Origin of the sequence: Undibacterium sp. RuRC25W, from assembly GCF_049339825.1 — a bacterium.
GTDB lineage: Bacteria > Pseudomonadota > Gammaproteobacteria > Burkholderiales > Burkholderiaceae_D > Undibacterium.
This window is the reverse complement of record NZ_JBMPPD010000005.1, coordinates 41,739-56,874: the sequence shown is the minus strand read 5'-3', so window position 1 is coordinate 56,874 and position 15,136 is coordinate 41,739. Positions and strand designations below refer to the sequence as shown.

Genomic DNA, 15,136 nt, shown 5'->3' with positions numbered 1-15,136 from the left:
CTACTCGTATAAAATTTTCAGCGACAACAAATAAAAAATGCAGAACGCAACGAACGCTCTGCATCTCTTTAGCACAGCGGCAATAACTTATAAGGCGGACTCTTCGTCATCATCCTTATCGTCGCCATCGTCATTATTTTTTGGACGTTCTTCTTCCTCTGCCTCTGATTCACCGCCCTCTAAATCGTCAGATTGCAAGTTAGCCAGGTAGGCTTTATAGCGTGCACGCAGCTTCATTAGCACTTCGCGGAAAATCTCTGGTAGCTCATAACGCAAAATATACGTCACCTGCATCCAGTCATGATCTTCCAGGTTTGCCATATCAAGCGGCGAAGCGAGACTTTCCGTATCGCGATCTAGGTTCATCAAATCATCTTCTTGCGCCTGAGTACGGGCATCACCGTATTCATACAGATCAAATGTAGCGTAGCGATAGAAATGCTCAACCATCTGCGTACGATCAAGAAGGTAGTCAACCAACGCATCATAGCCACCGTCGACCTCTGCAATCTCGTACAAAAATTCCGCTGGATCAGCCCCCTCCCGAAAAATCACCGAGTTGACCATGCCACGCAGTTGCTCGTGCGTTTGATCACCATAACGGCGTTCCAGAACAACCGCTTGAGCAAACTGTTCTGGCGTTACCAATAAATTGACAAGGGATTCTTTTGAGGCGTCGTATTCACGAATGATCGCCAGTAAATCCTTTGATGGAAAATCATCCAATGCAGCGACCAGCGCCTTATCGCCCTGCGTCTCAGCAATATTCGCCAGAGCAAATTCTGCACCAGCGATATCTCCAGCCAAAATCAGATTTTGCGCTTCAATTAATGCAGGTAAAGTCATAATTTTCCTTAATCTTTGCGGTCGAAGCCTTGTTCAGCGAGCCAATCGGCACCAGCCTCATCAAGATCATAATCATCGCCATCATCCCCATCATCGCGACCATGACGTCCATAATTGCCATCAAGATCGCCGCTTTCTCTGAGTTCTTCGGCTTCTTCATTCGCATCAGTATCTTCGTCATCTTCCAACGTGTTTGTCGCACTATGTTTGCGCGCTCGTAGGCCACGATTCAAATATTCAAGAGCAGCAGCAATCACCATAAACCGCTCACCACCTTCAGCATTGAGTACGATTTTACTCAATGGTTCAGCCCACGGTTCGAGCTTCACCCCTGCTTGCAAGCTTTTCCAAGAAGGCAGCTTGAGCTCTTCTTTCGTACTCAGGGTTTCCATGACCAACGGGTTCATGAAGATAAATCCCGAATGAAACGCTGAAGCCAGCATCTCAGGGTTACTACTCATCATAGGCAATAACAGCGGCAATTGTTCTGCTTTTTCCCGCAATCTGGCCTTGAGGATATTTTTACCTTCTGAATCAGATTTCAAATCTTCAATTTCGGCATTGTAAACCGAAGTCAAGTCTTCAAAAAAACGTGACAATTTCACTTCAATACTCCTGATAAATAATGCTTCCAGATCTCTGTCGCTGTTTCCAACGGCGAATCTAGTAAATTCCTACGACGATTTTCGTCGTAGGCAGTGCGAGCCGCATCGTCTGACAAAATGTCATAGGCTTCTTTCACTGCATGAAACTTTTCCGGTGCCAGTTCCGATGTATTTCGATCTGGATGGAACTCGGCAGCTTTCTGACGAAAGGCTTTCTTAATATCGGCTAAGGTCGCATTTGGCGCGATACCCAGAATGACGTAGTAATCTTTCATAGACTCTTTGAAAAAATTAACGGAATTCTGCGCTGCATTAACGCATTTGCCGCAAGCACCGCATGAGTTGAAAGAATAACAACCACTTCAACAATCAATATCAGCTTTATGCATTAAGCGTTATACAGCGATATTTTTTGACATCACCTGATCGTCGGCATAGAAGTGATTGCTTCACTTCTACCATGTAACCACCAACTGATCAGGCGAAAAATGGCAATATTAATGCTGATGCCCATGCTCGCCATGGACGTGACCGTGGACGACCTCTTCGTCACTCGCTTCACGAATTTCTAATACTTCTGCATCAAAACGAATTGTCATGCCTGCCAATGGATGATTGCCATCGACTGTCACAACACCAGCATCAATTGCAGTTACGCGGAATTGCATCGTTTCTTCCGTTTCTGGATCACGTGTTTCAAACATCATCCCTACTTCGATATCTGGCGGGAACAATCCTACGTCTTCCTGGCGAACGAATTGTGGATCAAATTCACCAAAGCCTTCTTCTGGTGTCAATGTTACCGAGACTTTATCGCCGACAGATTTGCCATCAAGAGCTGCTTCTACCGCTGGCAAGATATTGTCGTAACCACCATGCAAATAAACGATAGGGTCTTGGTTCCGATCAATAACGTCACCTTCGGCATTAAACATTGCGTAGTTAAGGCTGACAACTGAATTTGGTGTGATTTGCATAATGATAGATAAAATTAAAATTGGGTTATTGAAAGTGATTGATATTGCACAACGCGCAAAGGTCTACAAAAATGGCTTCTTTCCTATCTGAAAAAAAATTCCAGCAAGAGGCCAAAGCTTATTTCCTACAGATATTCGTTAATGTAATGCTAATTACAACACCGTCACATTCAGAACTTGGGCTGCTATTGTAGCAGACACACACATTTCTCTCATCTTCGCGCTACAAACCAGAAAAAAAGAAACAAATAATCTCCCAAACAAGGTATATTCCGCAACCTTCAATTCAATGGCCAGACAGGAACAGACAATGCTCATCATTACAATTAAACAAGGTAAAGAAAAAGCGATTCTGGCTGGACAGCCCTGGATTTACCTTTCTGCCATTGCTAGAATCGATGGAAAATTCGAAGAACGAATCAAGATTGGCGGGACTGCAATGATTCGCTCATCTTCAGGCCAATTTCTCGCTAGGGCCGCCTGGAGTCCAAAGTCGCAGATCCGAGCCAGAGTGTGGACATTGGATGAAAAGGAAGCAGTTGACCATGCAATGATAAAACGTCGGATTAAGATGGCACTAGCAAAGCCACAGATCGACAATAGCTCTCCAACTGAGCCTCAACGCCTCATCAATGGTGAGGCGGATCATCTGCCAGGTCTAATTGTTGATTATTTTGGCGGTAGTGCTAGGTATCTGGTGTGCCAGTTTCAGGCTGCGGGTGTTGATGCGTGGAAAGTCACCATCGCCAAAGCACTGATGGCAGAGACGACATGTCCGAATGTTTACGAGTATGCTGATCCATTGATACGTGCCGGAGAAGGCTTATCAGCACATTCTTCGGCACTGGCTGGGGAAGTTCCTCCCTTCCATCTGCCATTTAATTGACCTTACCGAAAAATTGCTGTGCATTGACCACCAATCAATGACAGAAAAATTCGGTTTCGATATCAATCAAGGTTCTTGCTACCCCTAATCAATTACCAACATCCTGTTGAGGTCGCATTAAGGTTCGATTGTGTCCCTAAATAATCGACAACATACGTACCACACGTGTCGCTGGATTGCGCACCACTAGGCGCAGCATTGATTGTATAAGTGCTCGCAGTCTGCGTAGGTACACTCAGTGTGTAGTAGCTCTTATTTCCTGACATCACTGGCACAGTTGTCGCTCCCGCCGTCGAACTAACACCCAACTTGCTCAGATCATTGGTATAGGTGTTGTTTGTCGAGAAATATTTTTCCTCACGCGCGGCCAGATCGAGAACGGCATTCTTTGCATCCACGCGTCGGCCTTTCATGATTGACGTGTTATATGCAGGAAGTGCTACCGCCGAGAGGATACCAACGATGGCAACGGCTACGATAAGCTCAATTAGTGTAAAGCCTTGGTTTTGATATACATTTATTTTTTGTTTCATTGCTGTTCCAGTACATTCAAATTAAAGATCAAATTCAACGCAGCTTCACCCAAGTCAATCTCTTACCGGTGGATGAGCCTGCTTGATCAATGAGGGTTGCACTCCCAGTACCAGTCGTATTTTGCTGAACCATCGCTTGCTGCGAGACAGATCCAGTTGAACCAGTACTTCCAGAACTTCCAGATTTTCCTGTAGTGGTGACAAAGGATGGAGTTCCTGTACCACTCAAACCCAAACCGGCAATCACCGCACCTGAAGGTGCAGTAATACCAGCAGAAAGTGCAGCAGAAGCAAAATACGATGACACTGGCGCGCCACCCGTGTCAGGCGCGAGTGACATTGTAAAGCCCGAGGCGGGTTGTGTAGAGCACGTCAATACCTGATTGACTGCTGGGATCATTGTATTGACAAACAATCCACCATTTTGAATAACCGGGCTATAAATAATTTGCTCCCCACTATTTGGTAACGACATCTGCCATCCGAATTGATTATTGGTCGTACTTGAACAAGTAGTCGATCCCGCCCAGCAAACTGGATTTTGGGTCACCGTTCTATATCCAGAGACACCACCGGTACCTCCACTATAGGTTGTGATCGTTTGCTGCTGCAGATTAGTTGTCGTGATTGATTGTGGGCTTGTGAGCGTCGCATAATCATAGCCGCTGATCGAGTTCCATCCATTCATATCCCAGTCCCAAATACCATAAAGCGCCTGGGTGCCACTTGCATATGTTGCTGCACTCGTCAGCGTCTGCGGAAACTGAACACCAGTTCCAAAATTGAGAATAATACGTGCGTAACCTTTAGATTGCTGCGAAGAACTCACTAACACCCTCGTTGTAATTGGCTGCCCACTTGGGGTCGTAAAAATCGGTTTTGCACCCATAGCCCACTTGGTAGAATCATTACTAGTTAAATCTAAACGCCAGATTTGACCATAAGCATCCCCAGCATAGACATAATCCACAACGCCATCGCTATCCAAGTCTGCGGAAGTCGCGTAATCAATCCAGTTGATGTTACTAGTGCTTCCAGATTTTGTGTCGTAAAAGTTGAAGGTGATCGCGCCTGTAGTTTGATTAATGGTCATGATAAAAATACCCGCTGTACCATTGGTACTATTACGTCCATTTCCAAAAATCACTGCCCAATTTCCATCATGTAACAAGCGCACAATTGGCGTACCGTAAAGATTCCCAAGCTTCAAGTTGCATTTAGCATCATTGACGCACGCAATAGTCGACGAGGTCCACTCTCCAATAACAAGACTTGCCGCATTCGATTCCAGGAACTGACGAGGGTCCGTAATATCCAAGCCATAAATTACGCCATTACCTGAAGTCTTCGTATCACCAATCGCTCCATTCGTATTGCCGCCTGCCCCCAACCCGCCAACCAGCCACGTATGCCATGCGCCTGCGTAATACAAACTGCCAGCCCCAGGCGTCGCATCAACGTAAAAATTATGTGCATAGCTTGGCGAAGAATAGTCAAGCGCTAGGGTAGAAGAATGAATCGTATTCACGATGGCATCGGGCATATACGCGATCACTTCTTTACCATCATCCGTCGAGCCTCCCGTCCGAAAACCATGAACCATGCCATCGTTTGCTCCGACATAAACCACACTAGTGCGTGAGGCATAACTATTTGCAAATGTGGGGTATGTGCTGTACCCCGCTAAAGCGTTACTATATAACGCGTCCTTAGTCGGTAAAACGGTAGGAATGCTGGGCGCTGAGACATACACAGGGCTTGAGTTAATCACATCACCCAGCACACCTGTTCGCGCACGATAAGGACCACCTGTGGTGATTTCATTTGTTCTATCTCCTCTCAGATATAAAACACGGTTTGCGCCTGTGTCCGCCCCTGACCCAGAACCACCAATTGCCGACGCCTGCGTTGAATTCAAACTTCCGAATTGGAATTTAATCCCTGCTTTAGCAGCGGGGTTCCAGCTAATGATATTTCGTGCAGTAGATAATTCAGCTGAAACAGCTGGCGACGAGCACCCTGTCAGCACACAATTGGCATCCCAGACTGGGGTTTGATTATTGATCGTTACAGTTCCATCGGCATTTGTAGTAATCGTCGAGGCCGTCAATTGACCCCACCAGTTTAATACGTGGTAATACGCCAAAAAGATTTCGGAGGTAGAAGTTACAATTGCCGCCTTCTGGCCACTTGTACCCGCAGAGTCACCCGCACTCTGGATCTGTGCCGCCTTAAAGCAGGTAATTTCATGCACATTAGAACCACCACCCGTACCTGCCGTAAAGCCGAATAACAGTGTAGATGGAACGTTGCCATTATTTGCCTGAATATTTTGGTTAGTAATGACTGGAGTAGTAACACCACCATTGTAACTATAAGATAAAGTCAAATAGCCGTCTTGCGTAATTTTTAACGCATAAGTAATCGGTGTTGCTAAACCACGTTTTGAAGTTGAGACGCTTGTTGTTTCCTGACTGTAAATAGTGACGCCTGTTGGCAGCACCGTAGGCGGATTGACGAGGAGCTTATAATCCGGTGCCGCATACGTAGACTGAGTCCATCCACCGCCGTTCCAATATTGGTAAAATCCCGATTTACACGTGTTAATCACAGCTTGCTGCTGTTGAGAAGCACTTAATCCTGAGGGGTAGTACGTAGGCAATAGCTTGTTCAACGAGGGATAATAAACACTACCCGCACCACGAACAACAATCGCACCAGGTGTTGCATAAGTATTACCGGTAGAGGTGCTATCATTTTTATTTGAAAAGTTACCGAACTCGTCAATCGCTACTGCTAGGTATCCTCCATTTGTGCCTTGGTATGGCGCATTGCCATTTGAGCAGCTATAACCAAGACTACCACCCGGCGACCCCAAGATCATATTAGATGCGGGTGTTGTGAGATAACTACCATCAACCAGAAAAAACGCGAGACCATCTGCGCCTGATTTCTGGCTACTTGCGTTCGTATAGCCGTTACCACCATAGGTGACCGTCGTAAATGTCACTTGCACACCTTGCGTGGTACCAAACGGTGCAGTGGAAATAATTTGCCCACTACGCGTCGTATCAGCACCACCATTCGTCAGACGCAGGGCGCCCTGCCCCACAGGGTCAGGCAGAGCACCAGAAACACCTCCTACATGCGCCAATCCCGTATTCACATTCTTAGATGTACATGCGGGGATAGTACTTTTGGATCCATCACCCGCAGTTAAACAAGTGTCGCCAAATGTTTGCCACGTCATAGAAGAAGACGCACCAGTCAACGTATCACTGACAACTTGCTGGGCACTAACGCCGTTCACTACCGTTAAGCTTGTCAAGCCAAACAGGCATAATTTTAGTTGCTTATTTAACATCATCATATTTACCTGCCTATCAATTATTGATTGGGTCAGACGAAAGAGGGGTAATTTTGCCACCAACCGTGACTGAATAAACACTTTGCACAACCGAGGTAGAATTCTTACTTCCACCAAAGCCTACCGCAGTAACGGTGTAGACATTTGTCGTATTACCGCGAGAATCAATCACTCGGTTCTGAAAATTAATATAGATCCCCGGCGCTTGGTTGTAATTGATATCGGTGTTATTAAACGCATCTGTCGTTGAGCCGCCACCTGCGCTTACTATCATAGGTGGAGGCGTATAACTCAGCATAGCAGGCCACGACGTTGGGTCACTTGGCGTGGCCAACGCATTTGAGCACACAAGCATCGATGACTGGGCGTTAATTGCAGTTGATTGCGCACTTGCACATGTCGTACCAGAGCCAGGTCGCGAGGTACCTTGCGTTCCGTTGACCAACCACCACTCACCATACTCAAGCGCATTTTGTGCGGCTTGGTATGCGCGTTCTTTTTCGCGCGTATTGCCTGCAATTTTTTGTTGCAACCCAAAGCCTCGGAACATCGTCAAACCAATGAGAGTTAGCACGACAAGGATTAACAGCGCAGTAACAAGGGCAATTCCTTTATGTCTTGAGAATTGCCGTCCGACAGAAATTCTAGAGATGGTTTCTGAAAAAATAAGCGTAGTATTCACAATCAAGTCACATTCATCATATAAATAGTATGGACAATCGGCGTTAGCGTCACTGGCGTGGCTGCGCTCGGATTTGTCACAACCGTATTAACAAATGTCAACGTGACTTGAACCGACATCACATACATCCAGTTAATTGGCGTTACATAGCCAAGTGCCCAGCAAGATTGCGGAGTTTGAGGGGCCGACAACCCAGAAGCGTCAATATATGCATCAACATTAAGTGCTGGTGCTTGCTGAGGTGAACGGCAATTTGGTACTTGGGTCTGCAATCCGTAGACTATCTTCATTAATGAGACGTTATCGGCGAGTATTGTTGCCGTCCCAGGCGCGCCACCATTGGTACTCACGGTACAAACCAACTGATTGGATGCATTAATCGAAAGACTACTTGTCCACACAATCGCGGCATTCGTTGTGTTTAAGTCACCCTGACAGTTTGTAATCGTCCCACCTGCAGGCGCTACTACCCTCACGTTAATCGTATCACTGCCACCGGCATTTGTAGTGCCAACAATTAATTGCCCAGCAGAAAAAACAGTGCCGTCAGAATTCTTCACCGTCGTTGCAGGATAGGCACTTAATTGTCCTCCGGCAGGTGTACTAAATGATGCGCCGCTTGGGCTAGTAAATGTCTCAGCACCAGGAAAATAGCCCGCATTCCGAATAGTAGAGTCCAAAACAGAAAGAGAAAAACGTTCGTTTTCCTGGATCTGGGTCAGCGCATCCTGCGTGGAGAAACTATTTGTCAAACTAAAAATCATGCCGACAATACCAGCAACCAATATCAAAGTGACCGTGATTGCGATCATCAGTTCAACCAGTGTAAAGCCGCCCTGTCTCCTTTGTTTTACGGAGGAAAGATCACAAACTGAAGCTGTTGGAGATGAGTATTTCATGGGCTTATCATTGCATTGTCATGGTTTTACGTAGACGCTGTAAGACTGCGTCGTAATTTGCGCAGCAGACCCTGCGGCAGCATTCGCTTGCAAGGCAATTTGCTTCTCCGACCACGTGACATTAATTGAGCAGTCAATTACACCAGGAGCTGTTGTCGTTGAATTAATCTGTACTGCGGCAACAGTGGGGCAAGTGATTGTTGCTGTGTAGCTTGGAAATTGATTATTCATATCGGCAACCCACTTATTCACATCAACGGCAGCTAATTGCGCCGGCGTACAAGTAGTCGGCGCTACACAACCGGTAGAAGGAGGTGATGTGTACGTTCCAGTGCTGTCAGTGATCGTCGTCCCGGTCGCTTTAAAAGACGGCACCGTAGAAGATGGCAAACTAGCTGGCTGCCAAAAAGTGGGGTTGGCGTGCATCATAGAAGCGAGGCTTTCCATTTGGACTGCAATCAACGAACGAGAACCTGCATTTTGTGTTGTCGATACCGCTAACGCGGCCATTTTGGCAAGCCCGAGCAAGCCAACGGCACAAACGATCATCGCCACCAAGACTTCAAACAAGGTAAATCCTTGATTAACCATCCGACGAGACGTATTTCGACTATTCATGGGCAATTCCCCGTTCCAGATTTTTGGTTGACATGACGTCCGGCAATATTAATGGCAACGCATTTCGTCAACGACGCCGTCACTGGAGCAGTTTGCAGTATAAAAGTCACCGGATTCGCAAGTAACGACATCGTAAAACCCTCAATCGAGAAATTAATAGCAAACGTATTAGCGTTATCTGCCTTGAACGTATCAGTGGAAGTGAACGCGCCTTGCTTTCTAAGTGGGACGATCGTCTTGCTGGTCAAACCTGGATTGGGATAAATGATCCATCCAGTTTGCCAGTTATTGGCCCCCGAACATGTCGTTCCGTTAGTTGAAGCGCACATCGTCATTGGCACCCCCTCTTTAATTGCTTCCGCTCTGGCAAAGCCAAGATCACCCACAAATGCGTTAATTTCACGTGTGGTTGCAGCCGATTGAATCGCCGTTTTAAAACTTGGGACAACAATAGCAACGAGAATACCCGCGATCGCCATCACCATTACCAGCTCCATGATCGAAAAACCGACCTGACGTAAAACCTGATTTCTGTTTCGCATTAACACTGCCCACAAAATACTGAATATTGTTTATATAACTAAAAATTCCGAAGGCTCATATAGCTACAATGCCTAAAATGCTGAAACATCATCCCGAATAATTATTTTATTTACCAAAAGACAATTACCTACAGCGCCGTTAGCTTATATTCACTTAACTTGAAAAGATATAGGTTCGGGATCAGCAGCGTAAAATTTTACAATGCTTTTAAAGTTTATTTACTTAATGCAACTTTCTCAAGTGAATATTAAAAATATGTCGAAGACTCAATTCAGTAAGTAGATTAAGGAAGCATTTTCAGAAAAACGCATGAGATCAAGTCGCATATTCAAAACACAATCATGGCAACAAAGAAGGGCGCTACCTTAGGAATGATTCAAGTCGTTTTGGTTTTAAGAAGCCCAGTCAACGCATTCTCAGTAAAGCGATCTGCATCATCAATGTAACCCTGAACCGTCCCATCGAAACGCCATCCTCCCTGACGTTTAATGTCGCGCAGACTTGCACCCGACCGATAAGCACTTGTCGCCATCCCCCGCCTTAGGCTATGGCTGCTAATTTCCGATACATGTGAGATCCCCACCCTACTTGCCCAGTGTACGAGAATTGCATTGACACTCGCAGCGTTAATTCCATCCATAGCCACAGCACCCCATCTATTAACACTCCTAAATATGGAGCCATTATGGATTTTTGCGGAATTAAGCCATTTTTTTAACGCTAAGGCAGGGCAACAAATGCCACCACCATAAGGAATCGCCTTACTGATACCGCGCCCCGTTTGATCCGTCTTCGATCTGGGCAAGTGAATTAATAGACCCTCCTTCTGCCAGGCAAGATTCTCCACCTTCAAACTGACTAGCTCAGACCGCCGAAAACCGCCAAAGAAACCGATTTGCAACAAAGCACAATCGCGTAAAGCCTTGAGTGAGATATCTTGCTGCTGGAATGTTACGATTTTTTCCACATCCTCCAACAATAGAGCCGCAGCCTTTTCTGCAGGGCGACCGCGAGAACGTGAGATACCCAAAAGAACCTTCCTTACATGGGGCGCCGCACAGGGATCCGAGAATCCTTGGTGACGATGCCATTGTGAGAGCGCCGTTATTTTAAGACTCAAGGTTCTCGGATTGAGCGAATCAGAAAAACTCAAAAGGTAATTCACGATGATTGATTCATCTGCGGGAAGATTGCCACCCCAGTCCAAAAAATGCCTCACTGCGGACCGATATGCGCGGCGGGTATTTTCTGACGTGGCAGCAGAAATAAATTCCCTTTGTAACCGAATCGAATCTACCACCAAAGAACTCGGTCGCACGGCATCGGTAGTTAATTGCTCAAAATTAATCAACTGGTCGATGACAGGTTTTTTTATCAATGATTTCATGTAGCTCTACGTAATAAAGTGCGTCTCACATAGCGACTTCTTTTCTGCCGCCTCAATTTTCACCGCGCCCTTGATCAATGAAGATCAGAACGCAAACAAGTATAAGTGTAATGGATAACCGAGTAGCCAAAAGACCATCCATCATAACATTCGATAATATACATTATCGAATGTTATAAAATTAAATTTTAAATTTTATTAAAATTAGTTTTTAATGTAATATTACGTAATACGTAATTAATAATCTTATTTGAGGCAATGATGGCAAGAGCAGGAATTCTTTACTCTGATGTTGTGAGAGCTGCAGAACAAATTCGTCAATCTGGGGAAATGCCAACCGTTGATCGCGTGCGGATAATCCTCGGCAACACCGGTAGCAAAAGCACTATCGCGCCCATGCTTAAGCAATGGAAAGAAGAGCATACTGAAGAAATGGCAACATCTGATTCCGGTCTCCCGCAATCAGTCGTCAATGCAATAAGGGTGGTGTACGAACTCATCAAGACTGAGGCGGAAAACACCATCAAAGAAACGCAAATACACTGCGAGCAGCAGTTAAGCAGCAAAGATAGTCAGCTCATCACCCAATCTGATCAAATTGCCGCACTTGAAGCGGCGAAGCAGTTACTACAGAAACAAGTAACAGAGCAATTAAAGAATAATCAGATGCTTGATCAGCAATTACATCAAAGTAAGCTGAAGGCGTCATCAGCCGAGAGTGACAACCAAGGCATGAAAAATCGATTAGCAGATAATGAAAAACAACTTGACGCGCTACATCACCAACTTCACTCGGCACGCACTCAATTTGAGCACTTCCAAGAAGCGAGTGCCGAGCAGCGGAATGACGATAGGCGCTTATTTGAGGCAAAAATTTCGCGGCTTGAAAATGAATTGCGGCACATTCATACCTTGAACGCCACAAACCAAACTGAAGCCGCGCAGTTAAAAACCGAGATTCACCATCTCGAATCCACGCAAGCAAAAATGAAAGAGATCGCACAAGTACAACTAAATGAATTATCGAATCTCGATACAAGTTATACAAAAACACTTTTTAAGCTCGAAGAAGCTAATCGTATGAATAGCGAGCTATCAATTCAATTACACGCAGCACAACAGAGTCTACAAGAAGCCAAGATTCAACTCGCCGTCTCACTTCAAGCACATGAAAGTATGTCGAAACAACTCGCCTTACTTCAAGAGAAAGACGCAAACGACGAACGAGAGAAGTTATATCTACTCGCGAGTATTCTTCAAAATCAAGAATCTCGAAGCACTACAACCGACAAAATCGACGACAGCACCACGCCACCGCCACAAGCACCTCAACAAACAATCCAAGCGAGATAGTTCGAAGGGCCACCCATTTCGTGCCATCAACAGCTGGGAAATATACTAGTCTCATGACCGATATCAATTGTATGCTGAGTCATATTGATATATATTCTCATTATCATTTAGAATTGCAAAAGCCTCTTAATTTCGCAATTCTTTCTCAACTGGAATTTTAAAAGTCACTATCCATGGATAAGTTATCCACTTGTCAGGCATCCGCAATAACATTAAATCAACTGAAAGTCGGCGACAAAGCAGTGGTCAGTGCCGTTTCATCGCAAAATAGTCAACATGACAGCAGCCTGACAGATATTTCACGGCGACTGAAAGAGCTAGGGTTTGTTCAAGGCGAAGAGTTGACCATATTGCATAAGGGCTACTTTGGCGGAGAGCCGATTGCCGTGCGGATCGGGCAATCGACGTTTGCGTTACGCAACTTTGAAGCAGCCTTAATCAGCGTAACAACGCTTGGACAACATTAATGACAGTCAACACTCTTTTTTCTCCACGCATTGCATTAGTCGGAAACCCTAATTGCGGCAAAACCGCTCTCTTCAACCGCCTTACCGGCGCAAGGCAAAAAGTTGCTAACTATGCAGGCGTAACGATTGAGCGCAAAGAAGGCAAGTTCACGGCCGCCAATGGCAGACAATGGAATGTACTTGATTTGCCCGGCACTTACAGCCTAAGGGCGCTTACTCCTGACGAGAAAATCACCGAAGAAGTCGTCACGGGCGTTCGCGCTAACGAGGCACGACCTGACGCTGTGCTATGTGTTGTGGACGCAACCAATTTAAAACGCGGCTTGCGACTCGCACTGGAGCTCAAGGCTCTTAAGATACCTCTCATCCTTGCGGTTAATATGATGGATTTGGCAAAAAAACGCCATATCATTATTGACATCCACACCCTGCAAGCCGAGCTTGGTTTTCCGGTAATTGAAACGATCGCCGTTGACGCCAAGGGCGTGGATAAACTTCTCGAAGAAATGGAAATTTTGGCGCTGAATTTGCCAGAAAATTTGCCCTCTCGCGTTATTGAATTAGATCAACATACACCGGAAGACATTCAAGCAAGTGTCAATGCGATTCTCAAAGCTTGCGTCAAAACGCCGGCGGAGGGCGGCGCTCAGCCATTGCCATTCAGTTTCAGGATCGATAACTATCTCCTACACCCTTTACTTGGTCCAGTAATATTTGCAGTGCTCATGTTTTTAGTGTTCCAAGCAGTCTTTACCTGGGCACAACCGCCAATGGATTTCATTAAAGACGCCATGGATAGTATCGGCGGAAAACTGGAATCATCAATGTCCCCAGGGATGTTACAAGGCTTACTGGTCAAAGGAGTCATTGGGGGAGCAGGTAGCGTTCTGGTGTTCTTACCGCAAATTGTGATTTTGTTCTTCTTCATTTTAGTCATGGAAGACTCAGGTTACCTGCCGCGCGCTGCTTTTTTACTTGATCGCATTATGGGTAAAGTTGGCTTATCAGGTCGCGCATTTATTCCGTTGTTGTCCAGCTTCGCTTGTGCCATTCCTGGGATCATGGCGACACGGACAATTCAAAATCCACGCGACCGATTGGTGACAATCATGATCGCGCCACTCATGACCTGCTCTGCGCGTTTACCTGTGTATGCGCTGATCATTGCGGCGTTCATCCCAGAACGCACTGTTTTAGGCGTTATGAGCTTACAAGGACTAGTGCTATTTATTTTGTATATAGCCGGAATCATCTCTGCCATGCTCGTCGCACTTGTGTTCAAACGGTTATGGGGAAAAGCAGAACAGCATCCATTAATGCTCGAATTGCCAGACTACCGCTGGCCGAATTCTCGTAATTTGCTATTAGGTTTATGGGAACGGATAAAAATTTTTGTGACACGTGTGGGCACTATTATTTTGTCGCTTATGGTGTTGTTATGGTTTTTAAGTAGCGTACCCGGCGCACCGGAAAATGCAACACAACCAGCAATTTACTATAGTTTTGCTGGCTATCTTGGACGGTTACTCGAGTATTTATTTGCACCAATCGGCTTTAACTGGCAGATTTGTATTGCACTTGTCCCTGGATTGGCCGCTCGAGAAGTCGCTGTAGCTGCATTAGGAACGGTCTATGCCTTATCTCAGACTGGAGAAGAATTGAGTCACTCTCTTGAGCCGCTCATCTCGCATTCATGGAGCCTACCAACAGCCCTTTCGTTACTTGCCTGGTACGTGTTCGCGCCACAATGCATCGCCACGCTCAGCGTTGTTAAACGTGAGACAAACACAATGCGTTATCCGGTATTGATGGCAGGTTACCTATTTGGATTAGCCTATGTAGCATCACTGATCACATACCAGGTCGCAAGATTTTTCACAGGAGCATGAAAATGCAAACAGCGATAACCATATCGATTTTAATCTTCGCAGCAATATATTTAGTTTTAAAGTGGATGCCCAATAAACTAAAAG

Annotated in this window: 15 protein-coding genes; 4 read left to right on the top strand and 11 right to left on the bottom strand. The window is 45.7% G+C overall.

Features of this window, described 5'->3' with window-relative positions:
- Positions 1–87: 87 nt before the first annotated feature.
- The 4 genes from ACO0KV_RS04185 to ACO0KV_RS04170 form a co-directional block, all read right to left on the bottom strand.
- Positions 88–846 (bottom strand): hypothetical protein, encoded by a 759-nt coding sequence (locus ACO0KV_RS04185; RefSeq protein WP_423040200.1) that lies wholly within the window; start codon positions 844–846, stop codon positions 88–90.
- 8 nt (positions 847–854) lie between these two features.
- Entirely contained in the window at positions 855–1,451 is a 597-nt protein-coding gene (locus tag ACO0KV_RS04180; RefSeq protein ID WP_423040198.1) for a hypothetical protein, read from the bottom strand.
- Complete coding sequence (locus tag ACO0KV_RS04175; RefSeq protein WP_422998658.1) at positions 1,448–1,726, bottom strand: DnaJ domain-containing protein; 279 nt, start codon at positions 1,724–1,726, stop codon at positions 1,448–1,450. Before ACO0KV_RS04175 ends, ACO0KV_RS04180 begins: the two co-directional genes overlap by 4 nt.
- A 222-nt stretch (positions 1,727–1,948) precedes the next feature.
- Positions 1,949–2,428, bottom strand: coding sequence for an FKBP-type peptidyl-prolyl cis-trans isomerase (locus ACO0KV_RS04170; RefSeq protein ID WP_423040196.1), 480 nt, complete (start codon positions 2,426–2,428; stop codon positions 1,949–1,951).
- 310 nt (positions 2,429–2,738) lie between these two features.
- Here ACO0KV_RS04170 and ACO0KV_RS04165 point away from each other — a divergent pair, with 310 nt between their 5' ends.
- Entirely contained in the window at positions 2,739–3,314 is a 576-nt protein-coding gene (locus ACO0KV_RS04165; RefSeq protein ID WP_423040194.1) for an SAM-dependent methyltransferase, read from the top strand.
- 92 nt (positions 3,315–3,406) lie between these two features.
- Here the strand turns inward: ACO0KV_RS04165 and ACO0KV_RS04160 are convergent, their stop codons facing one another.
- The 7 genes from ACO0KV_RS04160 to ACO0KV_RS04130 all read right to left on the bottom strand — a co-directional run bounded on the left by ACO0KV_RS04160 (position 3,407) and on the right by ACO0KV_RS04130 (position 11,343).
- The gene (locus ACO0KV_RS04160; RefSeq protein WP_423040192.1) at positions 3,407–3,847 is read right to left on the bottom strand and encodes a type IV pilin protein; all 441 of its coding nucleotides are present in this window, start codon (positions 3,845–3,847) and stop codon (positions 3,407–3,409) included.
- Between the two features lie 34 nt (positions 3,848–3,881).
- The gene (locus tag ACO0KV_RS04155; RefSeq protein ID WP_423040190.1) at positions 3,882–7,217 is read right to left on the bottom strand and encodes a pilus assembly protein; all 3,336 of its coding nucleotides are present in this window, start codon (positions 7,215–7,217) and stop codon (positions 3,882–3,884) included.
- 13 nt (positions 7,218–7,230) lie between these two features.
- The gene (locus ACO0KV_RS04150; RefSeq protein ID WP_423040188.1) at positions 7,231–7,896 is read right to left on the bottom strand and encodes a pilus assembly PilX family protein; all 666 of its coding nucleotides are present in this window, start codon (positions 7,894–7,896) and stop codon (positions 7,231–7,233) included.
- Positions 7,897–7,898: 2 nt separating this feature from the next.
- Complete coding sequence (locus ACO0KV_RS04145; RefSeq protein ID WP_423040186.1) at positions 7,899–8,795, bottom strand: PilW family protein; 897 nt, start codon at positions 8,793–8,795, stop codon at positions 7,899–7,901.
- 18 nt (positions 8,796–8,813) lie between these two features.
- A complete protein-coding gene (pilV, locus tag ACO0KV_RS04140) occupies positions 8,814–9,413 on the bottom strand; it encodes a type IV pilus modification protein PilV (RefSeq protein ID WP_423040184.1) in 600 nt (199 codons plus the stop codon).
- Positions 9,410–9,955: a GspH/FimT family pseudopilin gene (locus tag ACO0KV_RS04135; protein ID WP_423040182.1), complete on the bottom strand. Its 546-nt coding sequence runs from the start codon at positions 9,953–9,955 to the stop codon at positions 9,410–9,412. Before ACO0KV_RS04135 ends, pilV begins: the two co-directional genes overlap by 4 nt.
- A gap of 377 nt (positions 9,956–10,332) precedes the next feature.
- On the bottom strand, positions 10,333–11,343 hold the full coding sequence (locus ACO0KV_RS04130; protein WP_423040180.1) for a site-specific integrase: 1,011 nt from the start codon (positions 11,341–11,343) through the stop codon (positions 10,333–10,335).
- 258 nt (positions 11,344–11,601) lie between these two features.
- Here ACO0KV_RS04130 and ACO0KV_RS04125 point away from each other — a divergent pair, with 258 nt between their 5' ends.
- From ACO0KV_RS04125 to feoB, 3 genes are all read left to right on the top strand, one after another.
- Positions 11,602–12,696, top strand: a complete 1,095-nt coding sequence (locus tag ACO0KV_RS04125) for a DNA-binding protein (RefSeq protein WP_423040178.1) — start codon at positions 11,602–11,604, stop codon at positions 12,694–12,696.
- 173 nt (positions 12,697–12,869) lie between these two features.
- The gene (locus ACO0KV_RS04120) at positions 12,870–13,163 is read left to right on the top strand and encodes a FeoA family protein (protein WP_423040176.1); all 294 of its coding nucleotides are present in this window, start codon (positions 12,870–12,872) and stop codon (positions 13,161–13,163) included.
- On the top strand, positions 13,163–15,052 hold the full coding sequence (gene feoB / locus ACO0KV_RS04115) for a ferrous iron transporter B (protein WP_423040174.1): 1,890 nt from the start codon (positions 13,163–13,165) through the stop codon (positions 15,050–15,052). Before ACO0KV_RS04120 ends, feoB begins: the two co-directional genes overlap by 1 nt.
- The last annotated feature ends 84 nt before the right edge of the window (positions 15,053–15,136 follow it).